Consider the following 20,014-nt stretch of genomic DNA (forward strand, 5'->3'; position numbering starts at 1 on the left):
ACACGGAAGCGATGGAGGTTTGATGCTGGCGGCGATGGTGGAGCGGACGAAGGCTCTGGGATATCTGGCGGTCGGCGCGGTGGCGGGGCTGGCGCTGGCGCTGACGGTCAACTGGCAGAACGGCAATGGCGGCGCGCTGGCGCACCAGGCGAGCGAGCTGGCGCGCGACGCGGCGCCGGCGGTGGAGCGGACGGTGCCGGGCAGCGCGGCGCAGATCTCGCTGAGTTTCGCGCCGGTGGCGCGGGCGGCGCAGCCGGCCGTGGTGAACATCTTCACGGCGAAAGTGGTGCGCAACCGCGATGCCATGATGGCCGATCCGTTTTTCCGTTTCTTCAACAGCCAGCCCCGCGTGTCGAACAGCCTGGGATCGGGCGTGATCGTGGATGGTGCCAAGGGACTGATCATCACCAACAACCATGTGGTGGAGGGCGCGGACCAGATCATCGTGGCGCTGGCCGACCGGCGGGAATATGCGGCGCGGCTGCTGTTCGCGGATGCGCGGCTGGACCTGGCACTGCTGAAGGTCGATCCCAGGGGCGCGGCGCTGCCGGCATTGAAGCTGGGGGACAGCGACCGGGCGCAGGTGGGCGACCTGGTGCTGGCGATCGGCAATCCCTTTGGCGTGGGGCAGACGGTGACACAGGGCATCGTCAGCGCGCTGGCGCGGACGGGGATCGGGGTGAGCGACACGCAATTCTTCATCCAGACCGATGCGGCGATCAATCCCGGGAACAGCGGCGGTGCTTTGCTGGGGATGAACGGTGAGCTGCTGGGGATCAATTCGGCGATCCTGTCGCGTGGCGGCGGCAGCAATGGCGTGGGCTTCGCGGTACCATCGAACATGGTGCGCATGTTCCTGCGGGCCGCGGACAGTGGCAAGCTGGTGACGGCGTGGATCGGCGCGGAGGGCGAGGCGCTGACCAGCGACACGGCGCGTGAGGCTGGCCTGGACCGGCCGACCGGGGTGCTGATGACGGGGGTGTCGCCCGGCTCGCCGGCGGCGGCGGCGGGGCTGCGGGCCGGGGATATCGTCTATGCCATCGATGGCAAGGAAGTGAGCGATCCGGGCAGCCTGCGCTATCGCATCGCGACGCTGCCGGTGGGAGAGCGGGTGAAGCTGACCGTGGTGCGTGACGGCAAGGCGCGGAATGTCGAATTGGCGCTGGCGGCGCCGCCGGAAGTGCCGGCGCGGCAGCTGACACAGGTGCCGAACGGCAATTTCCTGGCGGGGATCACGGTTGCCAACCTGTCACCGGCGTTTGCGCAGGAACTGGGGGCGGGGCTGCCGGAGCGGGGCGTGGTGGTGGTGCGGGTACCCGGCGGCGCGCCGGCGGCGCGGACCGGCTTTCCGGCGCCGGGCGACCTGATCGAGATGGTGAATGGCACGCCGGTGCGCACGGTGGGCGACCTGGGGGCGGTGCTGCCCAATGCACGCGCTGCCATGCGGTTCGTGGTCAACCGGGGTGGCCAGCGTGTGGAGTGCGCGTTTCAGGTGCCGGGGAGTTTTGGCTGCCGGCAACTGGCGGTGAGTTAAGGGTCGCGGGCCAGGCTGGTCGGAAATGTTTTCTGATGCGGGAGACACCCCCTCCGCTCGCGTTCCGCGAGTCGCTCCCCCTTGCAGGGGGAAAGCTTGAACGATCAGGTGACTTTCCGCGATTGGTGATAGGCGGGATTGGTCCAGGCCTGGGTTTCGATGAGGTGGGCGAGCGTGGCGGCGGCGGTTTCGACGTCGGCGAAGCGGCTGGTGAGGGGTGCGAAGCCGAAGCGGATCAGGTTCGGGGTGCGGAAATCGGGGATGACGCGGTGGGCGATGAGCGCCTGCGTCAGGGGTTGCGCGTGATCGTGGGCGAGGGCGACATGCGCACCGCGGGCGGCGGGATCGCGGGGGGTGGCGAGCGTGATGCCCGGTATATGAGCGACGCGGTCGATGAAATGGGTAGTGAGCGCGGCGGCCTTGGCCTCGATGGCGGCGGGGGCGAGGCCATCGAAGGTGGCGAGGCCGGCGTTGAGGGCGGCGAGCGCCAGGATGGGCATGGTACCGGCGAGCCAGCGCGCCATGCCGGGGGCAGGGGTGTAACCGGGTTCGAAGGCGAAGGGGCGGGCATGGCCCATCCAGCCGGAGAGGGGGTTTTCCAGGCGTTTCTGATGGCGGCGGGCGACGAACAGCCAGGCCGGCGCGCCGGGGCCGCCGTTCAGAAACTTGTAGCCGCAGCCGACGGCGAGATCGGCGTTTGCGGCGTTGAGGTCCACGGCGATGGCGCCAGCGCTGTGGCTGAGATCCCAGAGGGTGAGCGCACCGGCGGCGTGGGCAGGGGCGGTCAGCGCCGCCATGTCATGGCGGGCGCCGCTCTGATAATGGACATGGGTGAGGAGCAGGATCGCGGTTTGGTCATCGAGTGCCGTGACGATATCGGCGAGCGGGATTTCGCGGAGGGTGACGTTGCCCAGCAGGTTGGCGAGACCCTGGGCGATGTAGCTGTCGGTGGGAAAGTCGCCGGCGAGCGTGACGATGGTGCGGCGGCGGGGGGTGAGGCCCGCGGCGAGCAGCTTGAAGAGGTTCACCGACACGCTGTCGGCAACGATCACCTCGTCTGCATGGGCGCCGATGAGGGGGGCGATGCGGGCACCAAGCTGCGCCGGGGCGTCGATCCAGCCAGCGTCGTTCCAGCTTCGGATCAGGCCCTGGCCCCATTCCGATTCGACGACATGGGCGAGATGGGCGGGCGCCGCGGCGGGGAGCGCGCCGAGGCTGTTGCCGTCGGCATAGACGATGCCGTCTGGCAGGCGAAAGCGGCCGCGGGCATGGGCGAGGGGGTCGGCAAGGTCGAGGGAGTGGGCCATGCGCCTGTTGTAGGCCGCGCGGATGGGGCGGTGAAGCGGGCTTGGCGGGAACGGGGAGGGTGATAGACTGTTTGGGCTGTGAAGGAGAATGGTGATGCGTGGTGCAGCAGTGATGGTGATGGCGGCGATATTGCTGGCGGTGCCCGCGGGCGCGAAGGAGAAGACCCGCTATCAATATGGCGACCGGGTTTATGAGACCTATGAGCAATGCCTGGAGGCGAAGCGCAAGGCGAAGAAGAAGGGCGCGATCGTGGGTGCCGTGGGCGGTGCGGTGACCGGCGCGCTGGTCGGCGGCAATTTCGGCGAGACAGCGCTGGCGTCTGGTGTGGGCGCACTGGCGGGCGGGGCAATCGGGAAGAGCACGAAGAAGTGCTGAGGGACTGAAAAAGCCGGCTGCGTTTCTTCTCCGTTCATGATAAACGATGTTTATCGAAGAAGGAGCGCGGGACATGCGGACGGCGGGATTGATCGCGGCGGCACTGGTGGTGCTGGCCATGCCGGCGGGAGCGAAAGAAAAAGTCCGTTACCAATATGGCAATAATTTTTATGAAAGCCTGCGGGAGTGTCTGGAGGCCAAGCGCAAGGCCAAGCGCAAGGGTGCTGTGATTGGCGCAGTGGGCGGCGCCGTGGTAGGTGCAGCCTCAGGTGGTAGTGTAGGCGGCACGGCCCTGGCCGCGGGAGTCGGCGCACAGGCAGGCGCGGTGATTGGCCGACGCACGGAACATTGTTAAGCCGGTCATGGCTCCCAACGGACGGTCGCAGGCGCGGGATAATGCGCCGCGGGGATCGCATATTGAGCGATTTTGGCGGCATATTTAGCCCACATCAAGGCTGAAGCCGAGGCGATGCCGTGGGCGCGCAACACGGCCAGATTTTCGCGGGCGATCGTTTGGCGGCTGCTGAAGCCACTGTTCGATGCGCCGCCTTCGCGCACGGCGACAAGCGTTTCGGCGAGCGTGGCGGCGCTGTGGCGGGCGAAAAAGCGTACCATGAAGTCGAAATCGGCGCTGATGCGAAGATCGGTGCGCATTGGGCCGAGGACGGTGGCAATATCGCGGCGCACGTAGAAGCCGGGATGTGGCGGCATGTGACCGAAACGCAGCATCCAGGGGCGGAAATGGTGCGCGGAGTAGCTGCGGGTGCGGACCGTGGGCGCATCGGGCTTCACCAGCACGACAGCGGCGGAAAGAGCCTCGGGATGCGCCCCGGCGGCGGCTTGCAGCAGCGCGATAGCATCGGTGCGAACGAGGAAATCGTCGGCATTGAGGAAGCCGATATAGTCGCCGGTGGCGGCGGCAAACCCTTTGTTCATCGCGTCATACAGGCCCTTGTCAGGCTCGCTGATGATGCGGGTGAAGGGTAAGGCATATTGCTGCGCAAGGGCGATAGTAGTGTCCGACGAGGCGCCATCGACGATGAGATGCTCGTGTGGCGCGGTGGTTTGGGCGGCGACCGAGCGAAGCGTGTCGGCGATGGTGGCGGCGGCGTTCCAGGCGACGGTGATGAGCGTGATCTTTGGCGGCACGAGATTATTTCGGCATGGCGGCATAGGCGTGGGCGAGGCCGTCGACGAGGCTGATGCGGGGTGTCCAGCCGAGCGCCGTCAGCCTGCTGCTGTCCATCAGCTTGCGCGGGGTACCGTCAGGCTTGGTTGGATCGAAGACGAGCCTGCCGGTGAAACCGACCACCTGCGCGATGGTTTCAGCCACCTCGGCGATGGTGACGTCGCTGCCGGTGCCGATGTTGATGTGCGGCGCGTCGCTGTAATGTTTCAGCACGAAGACAAGGGCATCGGCGAGGTCGTCGACGTGCATGAACTCCCGCCGGGGGGTGCCGCTGCCCCAAACCGTCAAGGTGTCGGCGCCCGTGGTTTTTGCCTCGTGCGCCTTGCGCAGAAGAGCGGGGATGACATGACTGCTGGCAAGGTCGTAGTTGTCGCCCGGGCCGTAGAGGTTTGTGGGCATCGCGCTGATGAAATCGAGGCCGTGCTGGTGACGATAGGCCTCCGCCAGTTTGAGGCCGGCGATCTTGGCGATGGCATACCATTGGTTGGTGGCTTCCAAGGGACCGGTCAGCAGCGCGTCCTCGGTAATGGGTTGCGGCGCGAGCCTGGGATAGATGCAGGAGGAACCAAGAAACAGTAGCTTGGGGGTGCGGGCGGCAGCGGCGGCATCGATCAGGTTGGACTGGATGACCAGGTTGGTGGCGATGAAATCGGCGGGATAGTCATTATTGGCGGCGATGCCGCCGACTTTTGCCGCGGCAATGACCACGACATCGGGGCGCTTCGCCCTGATGAAGGCGCGGACGGCAGGCTGGTCGGTAAGATCGAGCTGCGCGCGGTCAGCCGTAAGAACGGTGACTGGTTCGGACGCCAACCGGCGCACGAGGGCGCTGCCGACCATGCCGCGATGGCCGGCGACGAACAGGCTCCGCCCGGCAAGATCGAACAGGACTGCGCTCACAGGCGGCAGGCGGCGGCGAGCGCGCGGTCGGCGGAGACCATCTCGCGCACCAGTTCGGGCAGCGTCACCTGATGCTTCCAGCCGAGTTTGGTGTTGGCCTTGGTCGGATCGCCGAGCAGCAGGTCGACTTCGGTCGGGCGATAATAGCGGGGGTCGATGGCAACCAGCTCGCGGCCGGTCCTTGCGCAGCGGCCCACTTCTTGTTCGGCGTGGCCACTCCATTCAATGGTCACGCCGATTTCCGCAAACGCCAGTTCGACGAAGCGGCGAACCGTCTGGGTTTCGCCGGTGGCAAGCACCCAGTCTTCGGGGACATCGTGCTGCAGGATGCGCCACATGCCCTCGACATAGTCGCGGGCGTGGCCCCAGTCCCGTTTGGCGTCCATGTTGCCGAGGTAGAGTTTCGATTGCGCGCCCGCCTCTATGGCGGCGACGGCGCGGGTGATCTTGCGGGTGACGAAAGTCTCGCCGCGCAGCGGGCTTTCGTGGTTGAACAGGATGCCGTTGGCAGCGAAGATGCCGTAGGCTTCCCGATAGTTCACACAGATCCAGTAGGCGTAGATTTTGGCCGCGGCATAGGGCGAGCGCGGATAGAAGGGGGTGGTTTCCTTCTGCGGCACCTCCTGCACCTTGCCATAAAGCTCTGACGTGCTGGCCTGATAGAGGCGGGTCTTGTCCTCCAGCTTCAGGATGCGGATGGCTTCGAGCAAGCGCAGCGTGCCAAGCGCGTCGGCGTTGGCGGTGTATTCCGGTGTTTCAAAACTGACCTGAACATGGCTCTGGGCGGCGAGGTTATAGATTTCGTCCGGCTGGGTTTCCTGTACCAGCCGAATGAGATTGGTGGCGTCCGTCAGGTCACCATGGTGCAGGAAGAAGTTGGTATGGCCCTCGTGCGGGTCCTTGTACAGGTCGTCGATGCGTGCCGTGTTGAAGCTGCTGGAACGGCGTTTGACTCCGTGGACGGTGTAGCCCTTTGCCAGCAGCAATTGCGAAAGATAGGCACCATCCTGGCCGGTGACGCCGGTAATCAACGCGGTTTTTGACAAGAGAAGCTCCGAAAAAGGCAGATGTTGGACGCGGCCTGTTAGCCGGGCGGAGGGGCCGCGTCCAGTTTCTCAGGCCGCCATGAACTGGCGGTAGCAGGGCGTGGTCAGGAAATCCGGCAGCGTCTTGGCGAGGACAAGGTCGCTGAGGATGGTGGCGGCCTCGGCATAGCGGCCGGTGGCGAAGAAATTGTCGCCCACGGCATCTTTCCAGACGGCAAGCTGGGCCTGGATTTCGGCGTTGATCAGTGCGGCGGTGACGGTTTCGCCGCTGTCCAGCGTGACGCCCTGGGTGCGCCATTGCCACAGTTGTGTGCGGCTTATCTCGGCGGTGGCGGCGTCCTCCATCATGTTGTGGAGTGGTACCGCGCCTTGCCCGCGCAGCCAGGCGGCGATGTAGCCGATGGCGACATTGATGTTCATCGCGAGGCCGGCGCGGGTCTTCGGACCTTCGGGGGCGGCGAGAAGTTCGGCGGCGGAGACGGTACCGGCGGGGATTTTCTCGCGCTGGCTGGCGCCTGGCATCAGCCGGTCGAACACTTCCATGGCGACACCGACCAGGCCGGGGTGGGCGACCCAGGTGCCGTCATGGCCCAGCGTGGCCTCGCGTTCCTTGTCGGCCTTCACCGCGGCGAAGGCGGCGCTGTTCTTTGCCTCGTCGTCCTTCACCGGGATGAAGGCGCTCATGCCGCCCATGGCGTGGGCGTTGCGGCGGTGGCAGGTGCGCACGACATGGGCGGCATAGTGCGCCATGAAGGGGCTGGCCATGGTGACTGCAGAGCGGTCGGGCAGGACACTGTTGGCGTCATGCCCCAGGCACTTGATGTAGCTGAAGATATAGTCCCAGCGGCCGCAGTTGAGGGCGACGATATGGTCGCGCAGTTCGTAGAGGATTTCGTCGGCCATGAACGCGCCGGGGAGGGTTTCGATGAGCACGGTCGATTTGATGGTGCCGAGCGGCAGGCCAAGGATCGACTGGGCCGTGACGAAGATGTTGTTCCACAGCCGGGCTTCGAGATAATGTTCCATCTTCGGCAGGTAGAAATAAGGGCCGGAGCCATTTTCCACGAGTCTGCGGGCGTTGTGGAAGAAATAGAGCGCGAAATCGACGATGGCGCCGGAGACTTCCTCACCATCGACGCGAATGTGGGTTTCGGGCAGGTGCCAGCCGCGCGGGCGGAAGATCAGCGTGGCAATGATGTCGTTGAGTTTGTAGGATTTGCCCTTGTCTTCGAGATTGATGGTGCGGTGCACGGCGTCGCGCAGGTTGATCTGGCCGTCGATGATATTGTGCCACGTCGGGCTGGTGGCGTCCTCCATGCAGGCCATGAAGCATTTGGCGCCGCTGTTCAGCGCATTGATCACCATCTTGCGGTCGCACGGCCCGGTGATTTCGACGCGGCGATCGAGCAGGTCGGCGGGTGTGCCGCTGATCTGCCAATGCCCATCCCGGACGGACGAGGTTTCCGGCGCGAAATCGAGGCTGTTGCCGGCCTGCCACCAGCGTTTGCGGTCGTCGCGGGCACGGAGCAGCGATTGCCGGGTGGGATCGAACATGCGGTGCAGGTGGGCGATGAAGGCGAGCGCCGCGTCGGTCAGGATGGTCTCGCCGCCGGGAACGGGGGCGCCGTGGAGAGTGATGCCGGTCATGAAAATGCCTTTCAGGTGAACTGGAATGCGGTGAGGCCGCGCGCGGCGGGATCGATGGCAAGCGTGGCGCCCGATGGTGGCGCGGAACGCTGGCGGCAGTTGTCGCGGCGGCAGGCGGTGCAGCCGGAGCCGATGGGGGTGGGGGGAAGGGTCATGAGGTCGAGGCCGGTGGCGTAGGTGAGGCCGCGCGCATGGTCGAGGCCGCAGGAAAGCGCAATGGCGAAACGTGGCTGTACCGCACCCCAGGGGGTGACCTGGGGCCGGACGGTGCGGGCGATGGTGAAGAGGCGTTCGCCGCTTTCGACCTCGGCGACCTGGGTGAGGATGCGGGTGGGGGATTCGAAGGCGGCGTGCAGCACCCAGAGCGGGCATTGGCCGCCCTCCTCGGCAAAGGGGAAGCGGCCGGCGGCGAGGCGTTTGGAGATTTGCCCGGCGCGGTCAACGCGCAGCATGATGAAGGGGATGCCGCGCGCGCCGGCGCGTTGCAGGGTGGTGAGCCGGTGCGCGACCTGTTCGAAGCCCGCGCCGAAGCGGGCCTGGAGCAGTTCGAGGTCATAGCCGAGCGCCTCGGCGGCGGCATGGAAGCGGGCGTAGGGCATCATCAGCGCGGCGGCCCAATAGCTGGCGAGGTTGGCGGTGAAAATGCGCTGGGCGATGGGATCGGCGAGCGACGCGGCGGCGACCTCAGCAGTGATCTCGGCCTTGGCGTCGAGCAGGGCGAGCTGGTGCGCGGCCTGGAAGGTGCGCGAGGCGCCGTCCAGGGCCTCGGACAGGTGAAGTTGCCGGTTGTGCCAATCGAGCCGGCGGAGCGCGCCCGGCATGACGTCGGTGGGAAGGACACGCAGGGTAAGACCGTGGCGGGCACGCAGGCGATCCTGCAAGGCGGCGTAAAGGCCTGTGGCGGACAGGCGCAGTTCGTCGGAGACCGCCTCTGCATGGGCATCGAGGGTGGCGAAATGATTTTGCCGGTCGAGCATGGCACGGCGGACGGTGGCGAGCGGGTCGGTGGGGGCGGCTGATGCGGAGGGCGCGGTACTGGCGAGGCGGGTGAGCGCGGCGGCGATGGTCGGGTGCGCCTCGATGAAATCACGGATTTCGGCGCGGCTGATGGCGGGCTCGGCAGCGAGCGTGGCGGTGACATCGTGCGACAGGCGGTCGGAATTGCTGTCGGTCAGCGTGCGGACGTCGAGATCGTAGAGATCGGCGAGACGCAGGAGCACGGCGGCGGTGACCGGGCGTTGGTTGCGCTCGATGAGGTTCAGGTAGCTGATGGAGACCCCGAGATCCTGCGCCATGCGGGTTTGCGTGAGGCCAAGCGAGGTGCGCAGCCGGCGGACGCGGGGGCCGGCGAAGAGTTTGCGGTTGCTTTCGGCGGCGCTGGCCAAATTGTCAATACTTTCACAAATTTACAACATTGGAGGGTAAAGATTGAACCAATAAACCCGATTTCGCCCCCGTCTTGTCGCTATTTCTTGACGGAACGGCCGTCAGAGGTCAAGCGGGTGCTGCATTCCCGGTAAAAAATCTGTCAAAGGAAAAGATGGTGTCGAAGAGCTTTTATGATGTGGTGCCGGCGCCGGCGGGGCGCTTCGATGGGATCGAGCGGCCTTATACGCCGGCGGATGTCGAGCGTCTGCGCGGTTCGGTTCAGATTGAACATACGCTGGCGCGGCGTGGCGCGCTGAAACTGTGGGAGCTGCTGAAGACCGAGCCCTACATCAACTCGCTGGGGGCAATGAGCGGCAACCAGGCGATGCAGCAGGTGCGCGCCGGGTTGAAGGCCATCTATCTGTCGGGTTGGCAGGTGGCGGCCGATGCCAACACCGCGGGGGCGATGTATCCCGACCAGTCACTCTATCCGGCGAACGCCGGGCCGGAGCTGGCGCGGCGGATCAACCGGGCGTTGCAGCGCGCCGACCAGATCGAGCATAGCGAAGGCGGCGTGAAGCGGGATTGGTTCGCGCCGATCGTGGCGGATGCCGAAGCCGGCTTTGGCGGGCCGCTGAACTGTTTCGAGATCATGAAGGCCTATATCGAGGCAGGTGCGGCCGGCGTGCATTATGAGGACCAGCTGGCGAGCGAGAAGAAGTGCGGCCACCTGGGCGGCAAGGTGCTGATCCCGACCCAGGCGCATATTCGCAACCTGGACGCGGCACGGCTGGCGGCGGACGTGATGGGCGTGCCGACAGTGATCTGCGCGCGGACGGATGCCGAAAGCGCGATGCTGATGACCAGCGACATCGACGAGCGCGACCATGAGTGGCTGACCGGCGAGCGCACGCCGGAGGGTTTCTTCCGCCTGAAGCCCGGCACGGGGGTGGATCATTGCATCAAGCGCGGTCTGGCTTTTGCCAGCCATGCCGACCTGCTGTGGTGGGAAACGAGCCACCCGAACCTGGACGATGCCAAGCGCTTTGCCGAGGCGATCCGCAAGGTGCACCCCAACAAGATGCTGGCGTATAACTGCTCGCCCAGCTTCAATTGGGAGAAGAATTTGGACAAGGACACCATTGCCAAATATCAGCGCGAGCTGGGAGCGATGGGGTATAAATATCAATTCGTGACGCTGGCGGGCTTCCACAGCCTGAACCATGGCATGTATGAGCTGGCGGTCGGCTATCGTGACCGCGGCATGGCTGCCTATTCCGAACTGCAGCAGGCGGAGTTCGCCAGCGAGGCCAAGGGCTACACCGCGACGCGGCACCAGCGCGAGGTCGGCACCGGCTATTTCGATGCGGTGGCGGAAGCGATCAGCGGCGGGCAATCAAGCACGACCGCGCTGAAGGAATCAACGGAAGCGGCACAGTTCGAGAAGGCCGCGTAACGAAACACCCGGGGAGGGTGACGGCGCCGCGTTCGGGGAGAACGCGGCGCCGTTTCCATGCGTGGCATTCGCCGACTCTCAGGCGGCCTGAGCGCCGGGCAGCAGCGGGTCCAGGTCAGCGCGGGCGATCAGGTCGCGGTCATCATGGTTCCAGGGGTGGAAGCCGGGCAGGAAGAAGGCGAGCCAGGGAAAGAAAAGGGTGCGCAGCGCGCCGGGGTTGCCGAACAGGAACCACAGGATGCGGGCATGGGCGCGGGCGCCGGTGATGCCGTCCTGCGCCAGCAGGTCGAGCATGTTGGCGTAGCGGTTTTTCCAGAAGTTGCGGCTGGTCAGCAGCATCAGCAGCGCCTTGACCCGCCAGCGCTTGCCGCGCGACCAATCGCGGGTGGCGTGCAGCCAGGTGTCATAAGCGACGCCCTTGTGTTCGATCTCCTCGATGGCGTGCCAGCGCCAGAGCGCCTGCTGTTCCGGGTCGGCGGCGGCAAAGGCGTGGGGGTCGGACAGCATGCGCTGCGCCATGATGGCGGTGTAATGTTCGAGCGCCATGGTGACGGCGAGGTCGAGGATGGGGGGTCGACCCTTGGTGAGCGCCAGCGACTGCGCCACCCCGGCCTCGATGCGGCTGAGGTCATAGCCCGATTCGACCGCGCGGCGGTTGAAGGCGAGATGTTCGCGGCTGTGGGCCACCTCCTGCGCGACGAAGGCGCGGATTTCGGCGGCAAGTTTTGGGGGCGCATCGTCGCGGAACGCCTTTACCGACTCGACGAAATACGCCTCCCCCAGCGGGAAGGTGGCCGAGAGCGCGTTGTAAAAGGCGGTGGCGACCGGATCGCCGCCCATCCACCAGCGGGCGTGGGCGGTGCCGCGGCCGAAGCGACGGTCGCGCGGGGTGATGGTGAGGTCGGCGGGTGACTTTGTGGTGGCCATGGGTGATAATCCGGTGGTGGACTGACAATGATGTGAATGGACGCTATTGACACAAATGTCAACAGAGAAGCGGCGCTTCACCCAGGAGGAGAGTCGCGCAGCCGCGTTGGAGGCGGCGAGCGGGCTGCTGGTGGAGGCGGGGCCGGCGGCGGTGACGCTGAAGGCGGTGTCGGCCCGCATGGGCCGGACGCATGCCAATCTGCTGCATCATTTCGGCAGCGCGGCAGGGTTGCAGAGTGCGCTGGCGGCGCATCTGGCGGCGCGGGTGTGCGCGGAGATCACCCGCGTGGTGGTGGCGAACCGGGCCAGGGCGCCCGATCCGCGTGCGGTGGTGGACCTGGTGTTCGACGCCTTCGACCGGGAAGGGGCGGGGGCGCTGGCGACCTGGATGATCCTGAACGGCAACGAGAGCGCGCTCAATCCGGTGGTGGCGATGATCCATTCGCTGGTGGACGAACTGGGCGAGGGGCATGACGCGCCGGCGCTGCACCGCGAGACGCTGATGCTGGTGCTGGCGGCGATGGGCGACGCGCTGCTGGGCGCGGCTATGGCGGACGCGCTGGGCCTGCCGCGCGACGCCGCGCGGGTGCTGGCGACGGAGCGGCTGCTGGCCCTGCCGGCGAACATGGCGCGGATGGAAGAGAATACACATGCCGGGTGACCGGGGAGCGTTGGAACGAAAGGAACGATCCGAAGCGCTGCTGCTGCGACTGGATATTCCTATCAATCCGGATTTGCCCATTGTTGAGAATTCGAACGAGATCAGGCTTCGCGACGGCAAGGAGGTGATTCGACGGGCAATGTGCCTGTTTGCAGTTTCCTATGCGGCGCTTGAGAGCGTTGCGGGCGCGCAATCGCTGCTGGAACGGTGGAGTCTGACAGAGCATCTTTCGCCGAAAGAGCGTGCTTTTCTTTCGTCGGCAACGCCATCGCACCATGATCGCGTGCAGTTCAGTTGGCGCTGCGAGGCGATGGTTCCGTTGATGTGGGCGACCGGTCTGATGGAGGAATTGTCGTTCCCGACCGAAGACTTCAATTTCGAGTATCTGTCCGATTTCTGGAAAACCATCCCGCATGGCTTTTGGGAGGGTGTCGGAACGAGGTCGGCTGACGAGATTCTGGATGAGGTCGATTTGATCTATCGCTTGCACTGGGCCGTGCGTGAGGCTCAGCTCTCGGAAATGCCCGTGCCGGGTGGGTTGGATGAGGGGGTGGTGATGGAGCGCCACCATGCGTTGAATTGGTTGATCGGATATGGAGAGTGCGATTGGGATGATGTGACGACAGACACCTGATGGTGATCGGTTTGCCCATGAGCGGTGAAGCTAGGCGTTCTATGGTTAATGGATGTGATAAGGGATCATTTGGAATGTGCAAAAGCAAATGGAAGGACCGATCATCTGATGATTTGTTTGTAACCTGCCCCGATGAATTTGGTGGAGCATGCCAAGTGAGGTCGATTTGAGCGTGGAACTGTCCTGTCATTGCGGGTCGGTGACGCTATGCGTACAACGACGGCCCGACTTCATTCATGAATGCAATTGTTCCCTGTGCATGAAGACAGGGGCCATATGGGGCTATTTTGACCCGCGGGAGGTCAGAGTGAACGGCTCGACGTTGGGATATCGCCGGGCGGACAAGGCGGAACCGGGTGCCATCATCCGGTTCTGCGGAACGTGCGGCGCCACGTCCCATTTCGAGCTGAGCGAAGCCGCGGTTGAGAAATTCGGCAATGCGGTGGTTGGTGTGAACATGCGGCTGGCTGATGAGCGAGAGCTGTCGGGTGTCGAGATGCGCTATCCGGATGGAAGGGCATGGCCGGGCAGCGGCGATTTCGGTTATGTCCGACCCCCGCGCGTCATCGACTGAAGCAGGATTCGAATGATTTCAACCCGATGGCGATGGGCGTGTGTCGTTTGTCGCGGCACATCAGCCCGTCAGGCGTTGTCGGCTACCGCCGCAGCCGGTCCCATTCTTGGAACTCGTGGGCGATGCTGGCTTCGACCAGGGTGTCCCACAGTTCGGCGATGGCGGCGGGGTTGAGGCCGTGGGTTTCGGCATGGGCGCGGGCGTTGGCGATGACCTGGGCCTTGCGTGCTTCGTCGCGCACGGCGGCGCGCGTTGGCTTGATGCGGGCGGCGGCGTCCATCCAGGCGAAGCGTTCGGCGATCAGCGCCACCAGCCGGGCATCGAGCGCGTCGACGCCGGCGCGGACCTCGGCCATGGTGCTGGCCTCGGCGGGCGTGAGCGGCCGGTCGATCACCGCCATTGGCCGGTCTCCATCCAGCGCAGGAAGGGTTTCAGCGGCAGCAGCCAGGCGAGCCCGAGGATCAGCCAGATCGGCAGTTGCAGCAGCACATGCAGGCGCTCGATGGGGGTGAAGAGCATGGCGGCGCCCAGCACATAGGCGAAGAGGTAGAGGCAGAGCAGGATGATGCCGAACGGGCGGCGAAGCTGGGGAACGGGCTCCATGCGCAGCGGGTTAGACTAACGCAGGCAGAACTGGAAGCGCGTTGGTGTCGCAAGCGCATCGAGCGGCTGGTCCCATTGCTCGGCGGCGACGTGGGAGACGCGCTGCATGTCCCAGCCGATGCCGATGGCAAGCACGCCAGGGCCGCTCTGAGCGCGCAACCAGGCAAGCGTGCGGTCCCAATGGCCGGCGCCCTGACCCAGGCGGTTGCCAAAACGATCCGCAGCGATCAGCGGGACGAGGGCAACGTCCGGCCGGACGGGGTGCGCGTCGGCCGGGGGTTCGGGAATGCGCTTGAAGCCGGGGATGAGCTGGTCGCGGCGGCAACGGTGGAAGCTGAGCGGTGCGGTACCGCGCACCTTGGGGAAGGCAAGCGTCATGCCGCGTTCAAGGGCGAGGGCCTCGAGCGGGGCGGTGTCGATCTCGTCCCCCATCGGAGCGTAGCTGGCGAAGACGCCGCGGCGGGGCAGGGCGGGGGCGACCAGGTCGGCCAGCGCCTGTGCCTGTTCGGCGCGTTCGCCGGCGGTCAGCGCGCGGACATAGGCGGCGCAGCGGGCGCGCATGGCGCGGCGGACATCGGCGCGGGGGATCATCTTTGGCCGCCTTTGGCGGAGTCGGCACTGGCCCGCTCCCCCACCCGGCCACCCATAGGATACTGGCGTTGGGTGGGCGGGTGGGGGAGCGGGCCGGTGCCGCCCTGTTTCCGCCGCGCCGAAACAGAAAAGGCTGTGGCGGGACCGCGTGGGCCGTTTGTCGTTGGATCCTCTGACGCCAAGTACGTCAGGTGGGGACCATATGCACCGCACCAGGATGCGGACAGGGACAGCCCCCGTGGATGTGGAATCGCCTCAGGGATACAGTTGACGCGCACCCGGCAGTTCCCGCCATCAAGCAAGGTAAGCGCTTCAGCCATCGGCTTCAAGCTTGTCGGCAAGGGCCTCGAGACGGGCGATGGCGGCGAGCAGGACGGGGTCGTCGGCCGGCGTGGAGGGCGCGCCGCTGCCATTGCGGGCGGAAAAGAGCTCGTCGGTGATCATCAGACCGGCCATCAGCAGCAGCTGGCCTTCGGGTATCGGGCCGAGGCCGGCGGTGAGCGCGTCGGTCTTGCTCGCGATATGCGCGGCGGCGGTGCGGATCTGCGCTTCCTCTCCGTCGCGGCACGTCAGGCGATAGTGGCGGCCGCCGACGCTGACCGAAACCTCAGCCATTGCTGCGGGCGATCAGCCGGTCGAGATCGGCGAGTGCGGCGGTGGCTTCGTGGCGGAGCCGCTGGTGGCGCGCGTCGCGCACGGCAATCGCGCGTTCGATGCGGGCAAGGGCGGCGGCAAGCCGCGCGGCGGGCGCGCCGGATGATGCCTCCGCTGCCGTCATGCACTTCCCCCACAACGCAAAGACTTAAAGGGAATTGATAGGACGGCATCTTGGCGCCCGTCAACCGGCGTTGCGGCGCGGCGATTGATTTTGCCGTCATGGCTTGCAACAGGGAGGCGCCGCGCCGGGGCCTGATTCGGATTTGCGGGCCAGCACAGGGATTTGATGCGCCGATGACAATGACCAACCGCAGCATGGCCAATGCCATCCGCGCGCTTGCCATGGACGCGGTGGAGGCGGCGAACAGCGGCCATCCGGGGATGCCAATGGGCATGGCGGACGCGGCGACCGTGCTGTTCCGGCAATATCTGAAATTCGACGCCAACGCGCCGGACTGGCCGGACCGGGATCGCTTCGTGCTGTCCGCGGGTCATGGCAGCATGTTGATCTACGCCCTGCTGCACCTGACCGGCTATGCGCGGCCGACGATCGACGATATCCGGCGGTTCCGGCAATTGGGGTCGCCCTGTGCCGGGCATCCGGAGAATTTTGAACTGGCGGGCGTGGAGTGCACCACCGGCCCCTTGGGGCAGGGCCTGGCGATGGCCGTGGGCATGGCGATGGCCGAGCGCCACCTGAACGCGGTGCATGGCGATGCGCTGGTCGATCATCGCACCTGGGTGATCGCCGGCGATGGTTGTTTGATGGAGGGCGTGAGCCAGGAGGCGATCGGGATCGCGGGCCATCATCGGCTGGGTCGGCTGAATGTGCTGTGGGATGACAACCGGATCAGCATCGACGGACCGACCTCGCTGTCGACCAGCGAGGATATGGCAGGACGGTTCGCGGCGGCCGGCTGGCATGTGGTGGCGTGCGACGGTCATGATGATGGGGATGTGGCGCGGGCGCTGGCCGAGGCGCGGGATGATGAACGGCCGAGCCTGATCGCGTGCCGGACGACGATCGGTTATGGAGCGCCGACCAAGGCGGGGAGCAAGGACAGCCATGGCGCCGCGCTGGGGGCGGCGGAGATTGCCGCGACGCGCGTGGCGTTGGGCTGGCACAGTGCGCCGTTCGAGATCCCGGACGATATCGCCGCGGCGTGGCGGGCCGTGGGCGCGCGTGGGGCAGGTGAACGCCAGGCTTGGGAAGCGCGCGCGGCGGGTGCCGAAGGTGCGGCGCTGAAGGTGCGGTTCGGCGCGGTGCCGGATGCCGGCCTGATCGACGGGCATGTGGCGGCGCTGCTGACCAATCCGGCGAAGGTGGCGACACGGAAGGCGAGCGAGATGGCGTTGGGGGTGCTGACCGAAGCCGTGCCGGCGATGGTTGGTGGCTCGGCCGATCTGACGGGGTCCAACAACACCAAGACGGCGGCCACGAAACCGTTCAGCGCGCAGGACTATGGCGGGCGCTATGTCTATTGGGGTGTTCGCGAGTTCGGCATGGCGGCGGCCATGAACGGCTTGGCGCTGCATGGCGGGATCATCCCCTATGGCGGCACCTTCCTGGTGTTCAGCGATTACATGCGCAACGCGATCCGCATGTCCGCCTTGCAGCGGGTTGGCGTGGTCTATGTGCTGACGCATGACAGCATCGGTCTGGGCGAGGACGGCCCGACGCACCAGCCGGTCGAGCATCTGATGAGCCTGCGGGCGATGCCGAACCTGGCGGTGTATCGTCCGGCGGACGCTGTGGAGACAGCGGAATGCTGGGCGCTCGCGCTGGCGGACCGGACCCGGCCGAGCGTGCTGGCGCTGAGCCGGCAGAATCTGCCGCAGCTGCGGGTTGATGCCGGGATGCGCTGCGCGACGGGCGGTTACCGGCTGGTGCCGGCGACGGCGCCGCGGCGGGTGGTGCTGGTGGCAACGGGGAGCGAGGTTGCCATCGCGGCCGATACCGCCAAGCTGCTGGAGGCGCAGGGCATCGGGGCCGATGTGGTCAGCCTGCCTTGCTGGGAGCGGCTGATGGCGCAGCCTTGGGCGCTGTTCGCCGATCTGTTCCCAGCCGATGTGCTGAAGGTGAGCATCGAGGCCGGCGCGACGCTGGGATGGGAGCGCATCGTCGGCACCGACGGGATGACCTTCGGCATCGACAGTTTTGGCGCGAGCGCGCCCATCGAGGCACTGTATGAGCATTTCGGGCTGACGCCCGCGAACATCGCCGCAAAAGTCGGCGAGCGGTTGAAGGAGCGAGCATGACGATCAGGGTTGCCATTAATGGCTTTGGGCGCATCGGGCGCAACGTGTTGCGGGCGATTGTCGAGTCCGGCCGCGACGATATCGAGGTGGTGGCGATCAACGATCTCGCCAGCCCGGAGGCGAATGCCCGGTTGCTGAAGCGCGACAGCGTGCACGGACCGTTCGGTGGCAGCGTGAGCGTGGACGGCGATGCGATGGTGGTGAATGGCAAGCGCATCCGCGTGACGGCGGAGCGCGATCCGGCGAAACTGCCGCATGGCGAGATGGGCGTGGACATCGCGCTGGAGTGCACGGGGTTCTTCACCGATGCCGCCAAGGCGGGCGCGCATCTGGCGGCAGGGGCGAAGCGCGTGCTAATCTCCGCGCCGGGGAAGGGTGTGGACCTGACTGTGGTCTATGGCGTGAACCATGACAGGCTGACCGCCGAGCATCGGATCGTGTCGAACGCCAGCTGCACGACGAACTGCCTGGCCCCGGTGGCGAAGGTGCTGCACGAGACTGTAGGGATCGAACGCGGGCTGATGACGACGATTCATGCCTATACCAACGATCAGAAGATCCTGGACCAGATTCACGACGATCCGCGGCGGGCGCGGGCAGCGGCGATGAGCATGATTCCGACGACGACGGGCGCCGCGCGCGCGGTGGGCGAAGTGCTGCCGGAGCTGAAGGGCAAGCTGGACGGCAGCGCGGTGCGGGTGCCGACGCCGAATGTCAGCCTGGTGGACCTGACCTTCGTGCCGGGACGGGCAACGAGCAAGGCGGAGATCAATGCGGCGCTGAAGGCGGCATCGGAGTCCGGTCCGCTGAAGGGCATATTGGATTTTACCGACGAGCCGCTGGTGAGCATCGATCTCAATCATGCGCCGGCGTCGAGCACGGTCGACAGCCTGGAGACGGCGGTGATCGACGGCATGCTGGTGCGCGTGGTGAGCTGGTATGACAATGAATGGGGTTTTTCCAACCGGATGGCCGACACCGCGGTGGCGATGGGCCGATTTCTGTAAACCCCTGCGCCGGGCGCCGGGGTGACACCAAGGCAAAGAGGATAGGGAATGGCTTTCCGGACGCTGGATGAGCTGCCGATGGACTTGCGCGGGCAGCGGGCGCTGGTGCGCGCCGATCTGAACGTGCCGATGGTCGATGGACGGGTGAGCGATGCCACCCGGCTGAGCGCGGCGGTGGCGACGATTGCCACCCTGGCGGACAGGGGCGCGGTGGTGCTGGTGCTGTCGCACTTCGGCCGGCCGAAGGGGGTTGATCCGGCGCTCAGCTTGCGGCCGGTGGTGGCGGCGCTGGGGGAGGTGCTGGGGCGACCCGTGGCGTTCGTGGCCGACTGCGCCGGCGCGGAAGCCGAGGCGGCCGTGGCCGCGATGGCGCCGGGCGATGTGGCTGTGCTGGAGAACACGCGTTTCCACGCCGGCGAGGAGGCCAACGACCCGGCGCTGGTGGCGGCCATGGCGCGGCTGGGGACGCTGTATGTCAACGATGCCTTCAGCGCCGCGCACCGGGCGCATGCTTCCACCGAGGGGCTGGCGCATGTTCTGCCGGCCTATGCCGGGCGCACGATGCAGGCCGAGTTGAGCGCGCTGCAGCGGGCACTGGGGGCGCCCGAACGCCCGGTGGCGGCGGTGGTGGGCGGGGCGAAGGTCTCGTCCAAGCTGGACGTGCTGCGCAACCTGGTGGGGAAGGTCGACCATCTGATCATCGGTGGCGGGATGGCGAACACCTTCCTGGCGGCGCGCGGCGTGGATGTGGGCAAGAGCCTGTGCGAGCATGAGCTGGGCGAGACGGCGCGCGAAATACTGGCGCGCGCCGACGCGGCGGGGTGCACCGTCCACTTGCCCTATGACGTGGTGGTGGCGCGGGCATTCCGGGCGCAGGCGCCCAGCGAGGTGGTGAACATTCACGAGATTCCGGCGGACGCGATGGTGCTGGACATCGGCCCGGACGCTGTGGAGGCGCTGGGTGATGTGCTGAAAACCTGCACCACGCTGGTTTGGAACGGGCCGCTGGGGGCGTTCGAGATCGAGCCGTTCGACCGGGCGACGGTGGCGCTGGCGCGGACGGCGGCGGCACTTACCGAGGACGGCGGCCTGGTGAGCGTGGCGGGGGGTGGCGATACCGTGGCGGCGCTGAACCATGCCGGGGTGGCGGAGGCCTTTACCTTCGTCAGCACCGCGGGTGGGGCGTTCCTGGAATGGATGGAGGGCAAGACGTTGCCGGGGGTGGAGGCGTTGCGACAGGCAGCCTGACACGCTATGTTCAACATGTTGAACGGAGGC

22 protein-coding genes and 1 other RNA gene are annotated in these 20,014 nt (G+C 66.3%); 10 read left to right on the forward strand and 13 right to left on the reverse strand.

Annotated elements, in window-relative coordinates; translation table 11 throughout:
• The first annotated feature begins 22 nt into the window (after positions 1–22).
• On the forward strand, positions 23–1,534 hold the full coding sequence (locus H3309_RS04500; protein ID WP_243453845.1) for a Do family serine endopeptidase: 1,512 nt from the start codon (positions 23–25) through the stop codon (positions 1,532–1,534).
• Positions 1,535–1,638: 104 nt separating this feature from the next.
• On the opposite strand, the gene H3309_RS04505 is transcribed toward H3309_RS04500, so the two are convergent.
• Positions 1,639–2,841 (reverse strand): kynureninase, encoded by a 1,203-nt coding sequence (locus H3309_RS04505; protein WP_182297573.1) that lies wholly within the window; start codon positions 2,839–2,841, stop codon positions 1,639–1,641.
• A 94-nt stretch (positions 2,842–2,935) separates the two neighbouring features.
• On the opposite strand from H3309_RS04505, the gene H3309_RS04510 reads away from it, so the two are divergent.
• Together H3309_RS04510 and H3309_RS04515 are read left to right on the forward strand one after the other, a co-directional pair.
• The gene (locus H3309_RS04510) at positions 2,936–3,217 is read left to right on the forward strand and encodes a hypothetical protein (protein ID WP_182297574.1); all 282 of its coding nucleotides are present in this window, start codon (positions 2,936–2,938) and stop codon (positions 3,215–3,217) included.
• Between the two features lie 46 nt (positions 3,218–3,263).
• Entirely contained in the window at positions 3,264–3,572 is a 309-nt protein-coding gene (locus H3309_RS04515) for a glycine zipper domain-containing protein (protein ID WP_207791556.1), read from the forward strand.
• 5 nt (positions 3,573–3,577) lie between these two features.
• Here the strand turns inward: H3309_RS04515 and H3309_RS04520 are convergent, their stop codons facing one another.
• From H3309_RS04520 to H3309_RS04540, 5 genes are all read right to left on the reverse strand, one after another.
• Positions 3,578–4,366: a glycosyltransferase family 2 protein gene (locus H3309_RS04520; RefSeq protein WP_182297575.1), complete on the reverse strand. Its 789-nt coding sequence runs from the start codon at positions 4,364–4,366 to the stop codon at positions 3,578–3,580.
• A 4-nt stretch (positions 4,367–4,370) separates the two neighbouring features.
• Positions 4,371–5,306 carry a GDP-L-fucose synthase family protein gene (locus tag H3309_RS04525; protein WP_207791557.1) on the reverse strand — a complete coding sequence of 312 codons (936 nt, stop codon included), beginning with the start codon at positions 5,304–5,306 and terminating at the stop codon, positions 4,371–4,373.
• A complete protein-coding gene (gmd, locus tag H3309_RS04530; RefSeq protein WP_182297576.1) occupies positions 5,303–6,352 on the reverse strand; it encodes a GDP-mannose 4,6-dehydratase in 1,050 nt (349 codons plus the stop codon). The genes H3309_RS04525 and gmd overlap by 4 nt, the downstream gene beginning before the upstream one ends.
• Before the next feature lie 69 nt (positions 6,353–6,421).
• Positions 6,422–7,999: a malate synthase A gene (aceB, locus tag H3309_RS04535; RefSeq protein ID WP_182297577.1), complete on the reverse strand. Its 1,578-nt coding sequence runs from the start codon at positions 7,997–7,999 to the stop codon at positions 6,422–6,424.
• 11 nt (positions 8,000–8,010) lie between these two features.
• Positions 8,011–9,384 (reverse strand): helix-turn-helix domain-containing protein, encoded by a 1,374-nt coding sequence (locus H3309_RS04540; protein ID WP_243453846.1) that lies wholly within the window; start codon positions 9,382–9,384, stop codon positions 8,011–8,013.
• Positions 9,385–9,539: 155 nt separating this feature from the next.
• Between H3309_RS04540 and aceA the strand changes: the two genes are divergently transcribed.
• Positions 9,540–10,823: an isocitrate lyase gene (gene aceA / locus H3309_RS04545; RefSeq protein ID WP_182297578.1), complete on the forward strand. Its 1,284-nt coding sequence runs from the start codon at positions 9,540–9,542 to the stop codon at positions 10,821–10,823.
• A 78-nt stretch (positions 10,824–10,901) separates the two neighbouring features.
• Here the strand turns inward: aceA and H3309_RS04550 are convergent, their stop codons facing one another.
• Positions 10,902–11,750: a metal-dependent hydrolase gene (locus tag H3309_RS04550; protein WP_182297579.1), complete on the reverse strand. Its 849-nt coding sequence runs from the start codon at positions 11,748–11,750 to the stop codon at positions 10,902–10,904.
• Positions 11,751–11,805: 55 nt separating this feature from the next.
• Here H3309_RS04550 and H3309_RS04555 point away from each other — a divergent pair, with 55 nt between their 5' ends.
• From H3309_RS04555 to H3309_RS04565, 3 genes are all read left to right on the forward strand, one after another.
• Positions 11,806–12,411: a TetR/AcrR family transcriptional regulator gene (locus H3309_RS04555; RefSeq protein ID WP_182297580.1), complete on the forward strand. Its 606-nt coding sequence runs from the start codon at positions 11,806–11,808 to the stop codon at positions 12,409–12,411.
• Positions 12,401–13,045 (forward strand): DUF4272 domain-containing protein, encoded by a 645-nt coding sequence (locus tag H3309_RS04560; RefSeq protein WP_182297581.1) that lies wholly within the window; start codon positions 12,401–12,403, stop codon positions 13,043–13,045. Before H3309_RS04555 ends, H3309_RS04560 begins: the two co-directional genes overlap by 11 nt.
• A gap of 172 nt (positions 13,046–13,217) precedes the next feature.
• Positions 13,218–13,619, forward strand: a complete 402-nt coding sequence (locus H3309_RS04565) for a GFA family protein (RefSeq protein ID WP_243453905.1) — start codon at positions 13,218–13,220, stop codon at positions 13,617–13,619.
• A gap of 82 nt (positions 13,620–13,701) precedes the next feature.
• On the opposite strand, the gene H3309_RS04570 is transcribed toward H3309_RS04565, so the two are convergent.
• The 6 genes from H3309_RS04570 to H3309_RS04590 all read right to left on the reverse strand — a co-directional run bounded on the left by H3309_RS04570 (position 13,702) and on the right by H3309_RS04590 (position 15,591).
• On the reverse strand, positions 13,702–14,019 hold the full coding sequence (locus tag H3309_RS04570; RefSeq protein ID WP_182297583.1) for a chorismate mutase: 318 nt from the start codon (positions 14,017–14,019) through the stop codon (positions 13,702–13,704).
• Positions 14,010–14,222 carry a DUF2842 domain-containing protein gene (locus tag H3309_RS04575; RefSeq protein ID WP_182297584.1) on the reverse strand — a complete coding sequence of 71 codons (213 nt, stop codon included), beginning with the start codon at positions 14,220–14,222 and terminating at the stop codon, positions 14,010–14,012. The genes H3309_RS04570 and H3309_RS04575 overlap by 10 nt, the downstream gene beginning before the upstream one ends.
• A gap of 15 nt (positions 14,223–14,237) precedes the next feature.
• Entirely contained in the window at positions 14,238–14,813 is a 576-nt protein-coding gene (locus H3309_RS04580; RefSeq protein WP_182297585.1) for a 5-formyltetrahydrofolate cyclo-ligase, read from the reverse strand.
• Positions 14,814–14,950: 137 nt separating this feature from the next.
• Positions 14,951–15,104: non-coding RNA, 6S RNA (ssrS, locus tag H3309_RS17875), on the reverse strand.
• 21 nt (positions 15,105–15,125) lie between these two features.
• Positions 15,126–15,428, reverse strand: a complete 303-nt coding sequence (locus H3309_RS04585) for a cell division protein ZapA (RefSeq protein WP_182297586.1) — start codon at positions 15,426–15,428, stop codon at positions 15,126–15,128.
• Complete coding sequence (locus H3309_RS04590) at positions 15,421–15,591, reverse strand: hypothetical protein (protein WP_182297587.1); 171 nt, start codon at positions 15,589–15,591, stop codon at positions 15,421–15,423. Before H3309_RS04590 ends, H3309_RS04585 begins: the two co-directional genes overlap by 8 nt.
• Before the next feature lie 173 nt (positions 15,592–15,764).
• Here H3309_RS04590 and tkt point away from each other — a divergent pair, with 173 nt between their 5' ends.
• Genes tkt through H3309_RS04605 form a run of 3 tightly spaced genes read left to right on the forward strand, consistent with a single transcriptional unit; the run spans position 15,765 to position 19,984 of the window.
• Complete coding sequence (tkt, locus tag H3309_RS04595) at positions 15,765–17,729, forward strand: transketolase (protein ID WP_182297588.1); 1,965 nt, start codon at positions 15,765–15,767, stop codon at positions 17,727–17,729.
• Positions 17,726–18,736, forward strand: coding sequence for a type I glyceraldehyde-3-phosphate dehydrogenase (gap, locus tag H3309_RS04600; protein WP_182297589.1), 1,011 nt, complete (start codon positions 17,726–17,728; stop codon positions 18,734–18,736). Before tkt ends, gap begins: the two co-directional genes overlap by 4 nt.
• A 48-nt stretch (positions 18,737–18,784) precedes the next feature.
• A complete protein-coding gene (locus H3309_RS04605) occupies positions 18,785–19,984 on the forward strand; it encodes a phosphoglycerate kinase (RefSeq protein WP_182297590.1) in 1,200 nt (399 codons plus the stop codon).
• Positions 19,985–20,014 lie beyond the last annotated feature (30 nt).

The sequence above is a fragment of the Sandaracinobacteroides saxicola genome (assembly GCF_014117445.1).
GTDB classification, from domain to species: domain Bacteria; phylum Pseudomonadota; class Alphaproteobacteria; order Sphingomonadales; family Sphingomonadaceae; genus Sandaracinobacteroides_A; species Sandaracinobacteroides_A saxicola.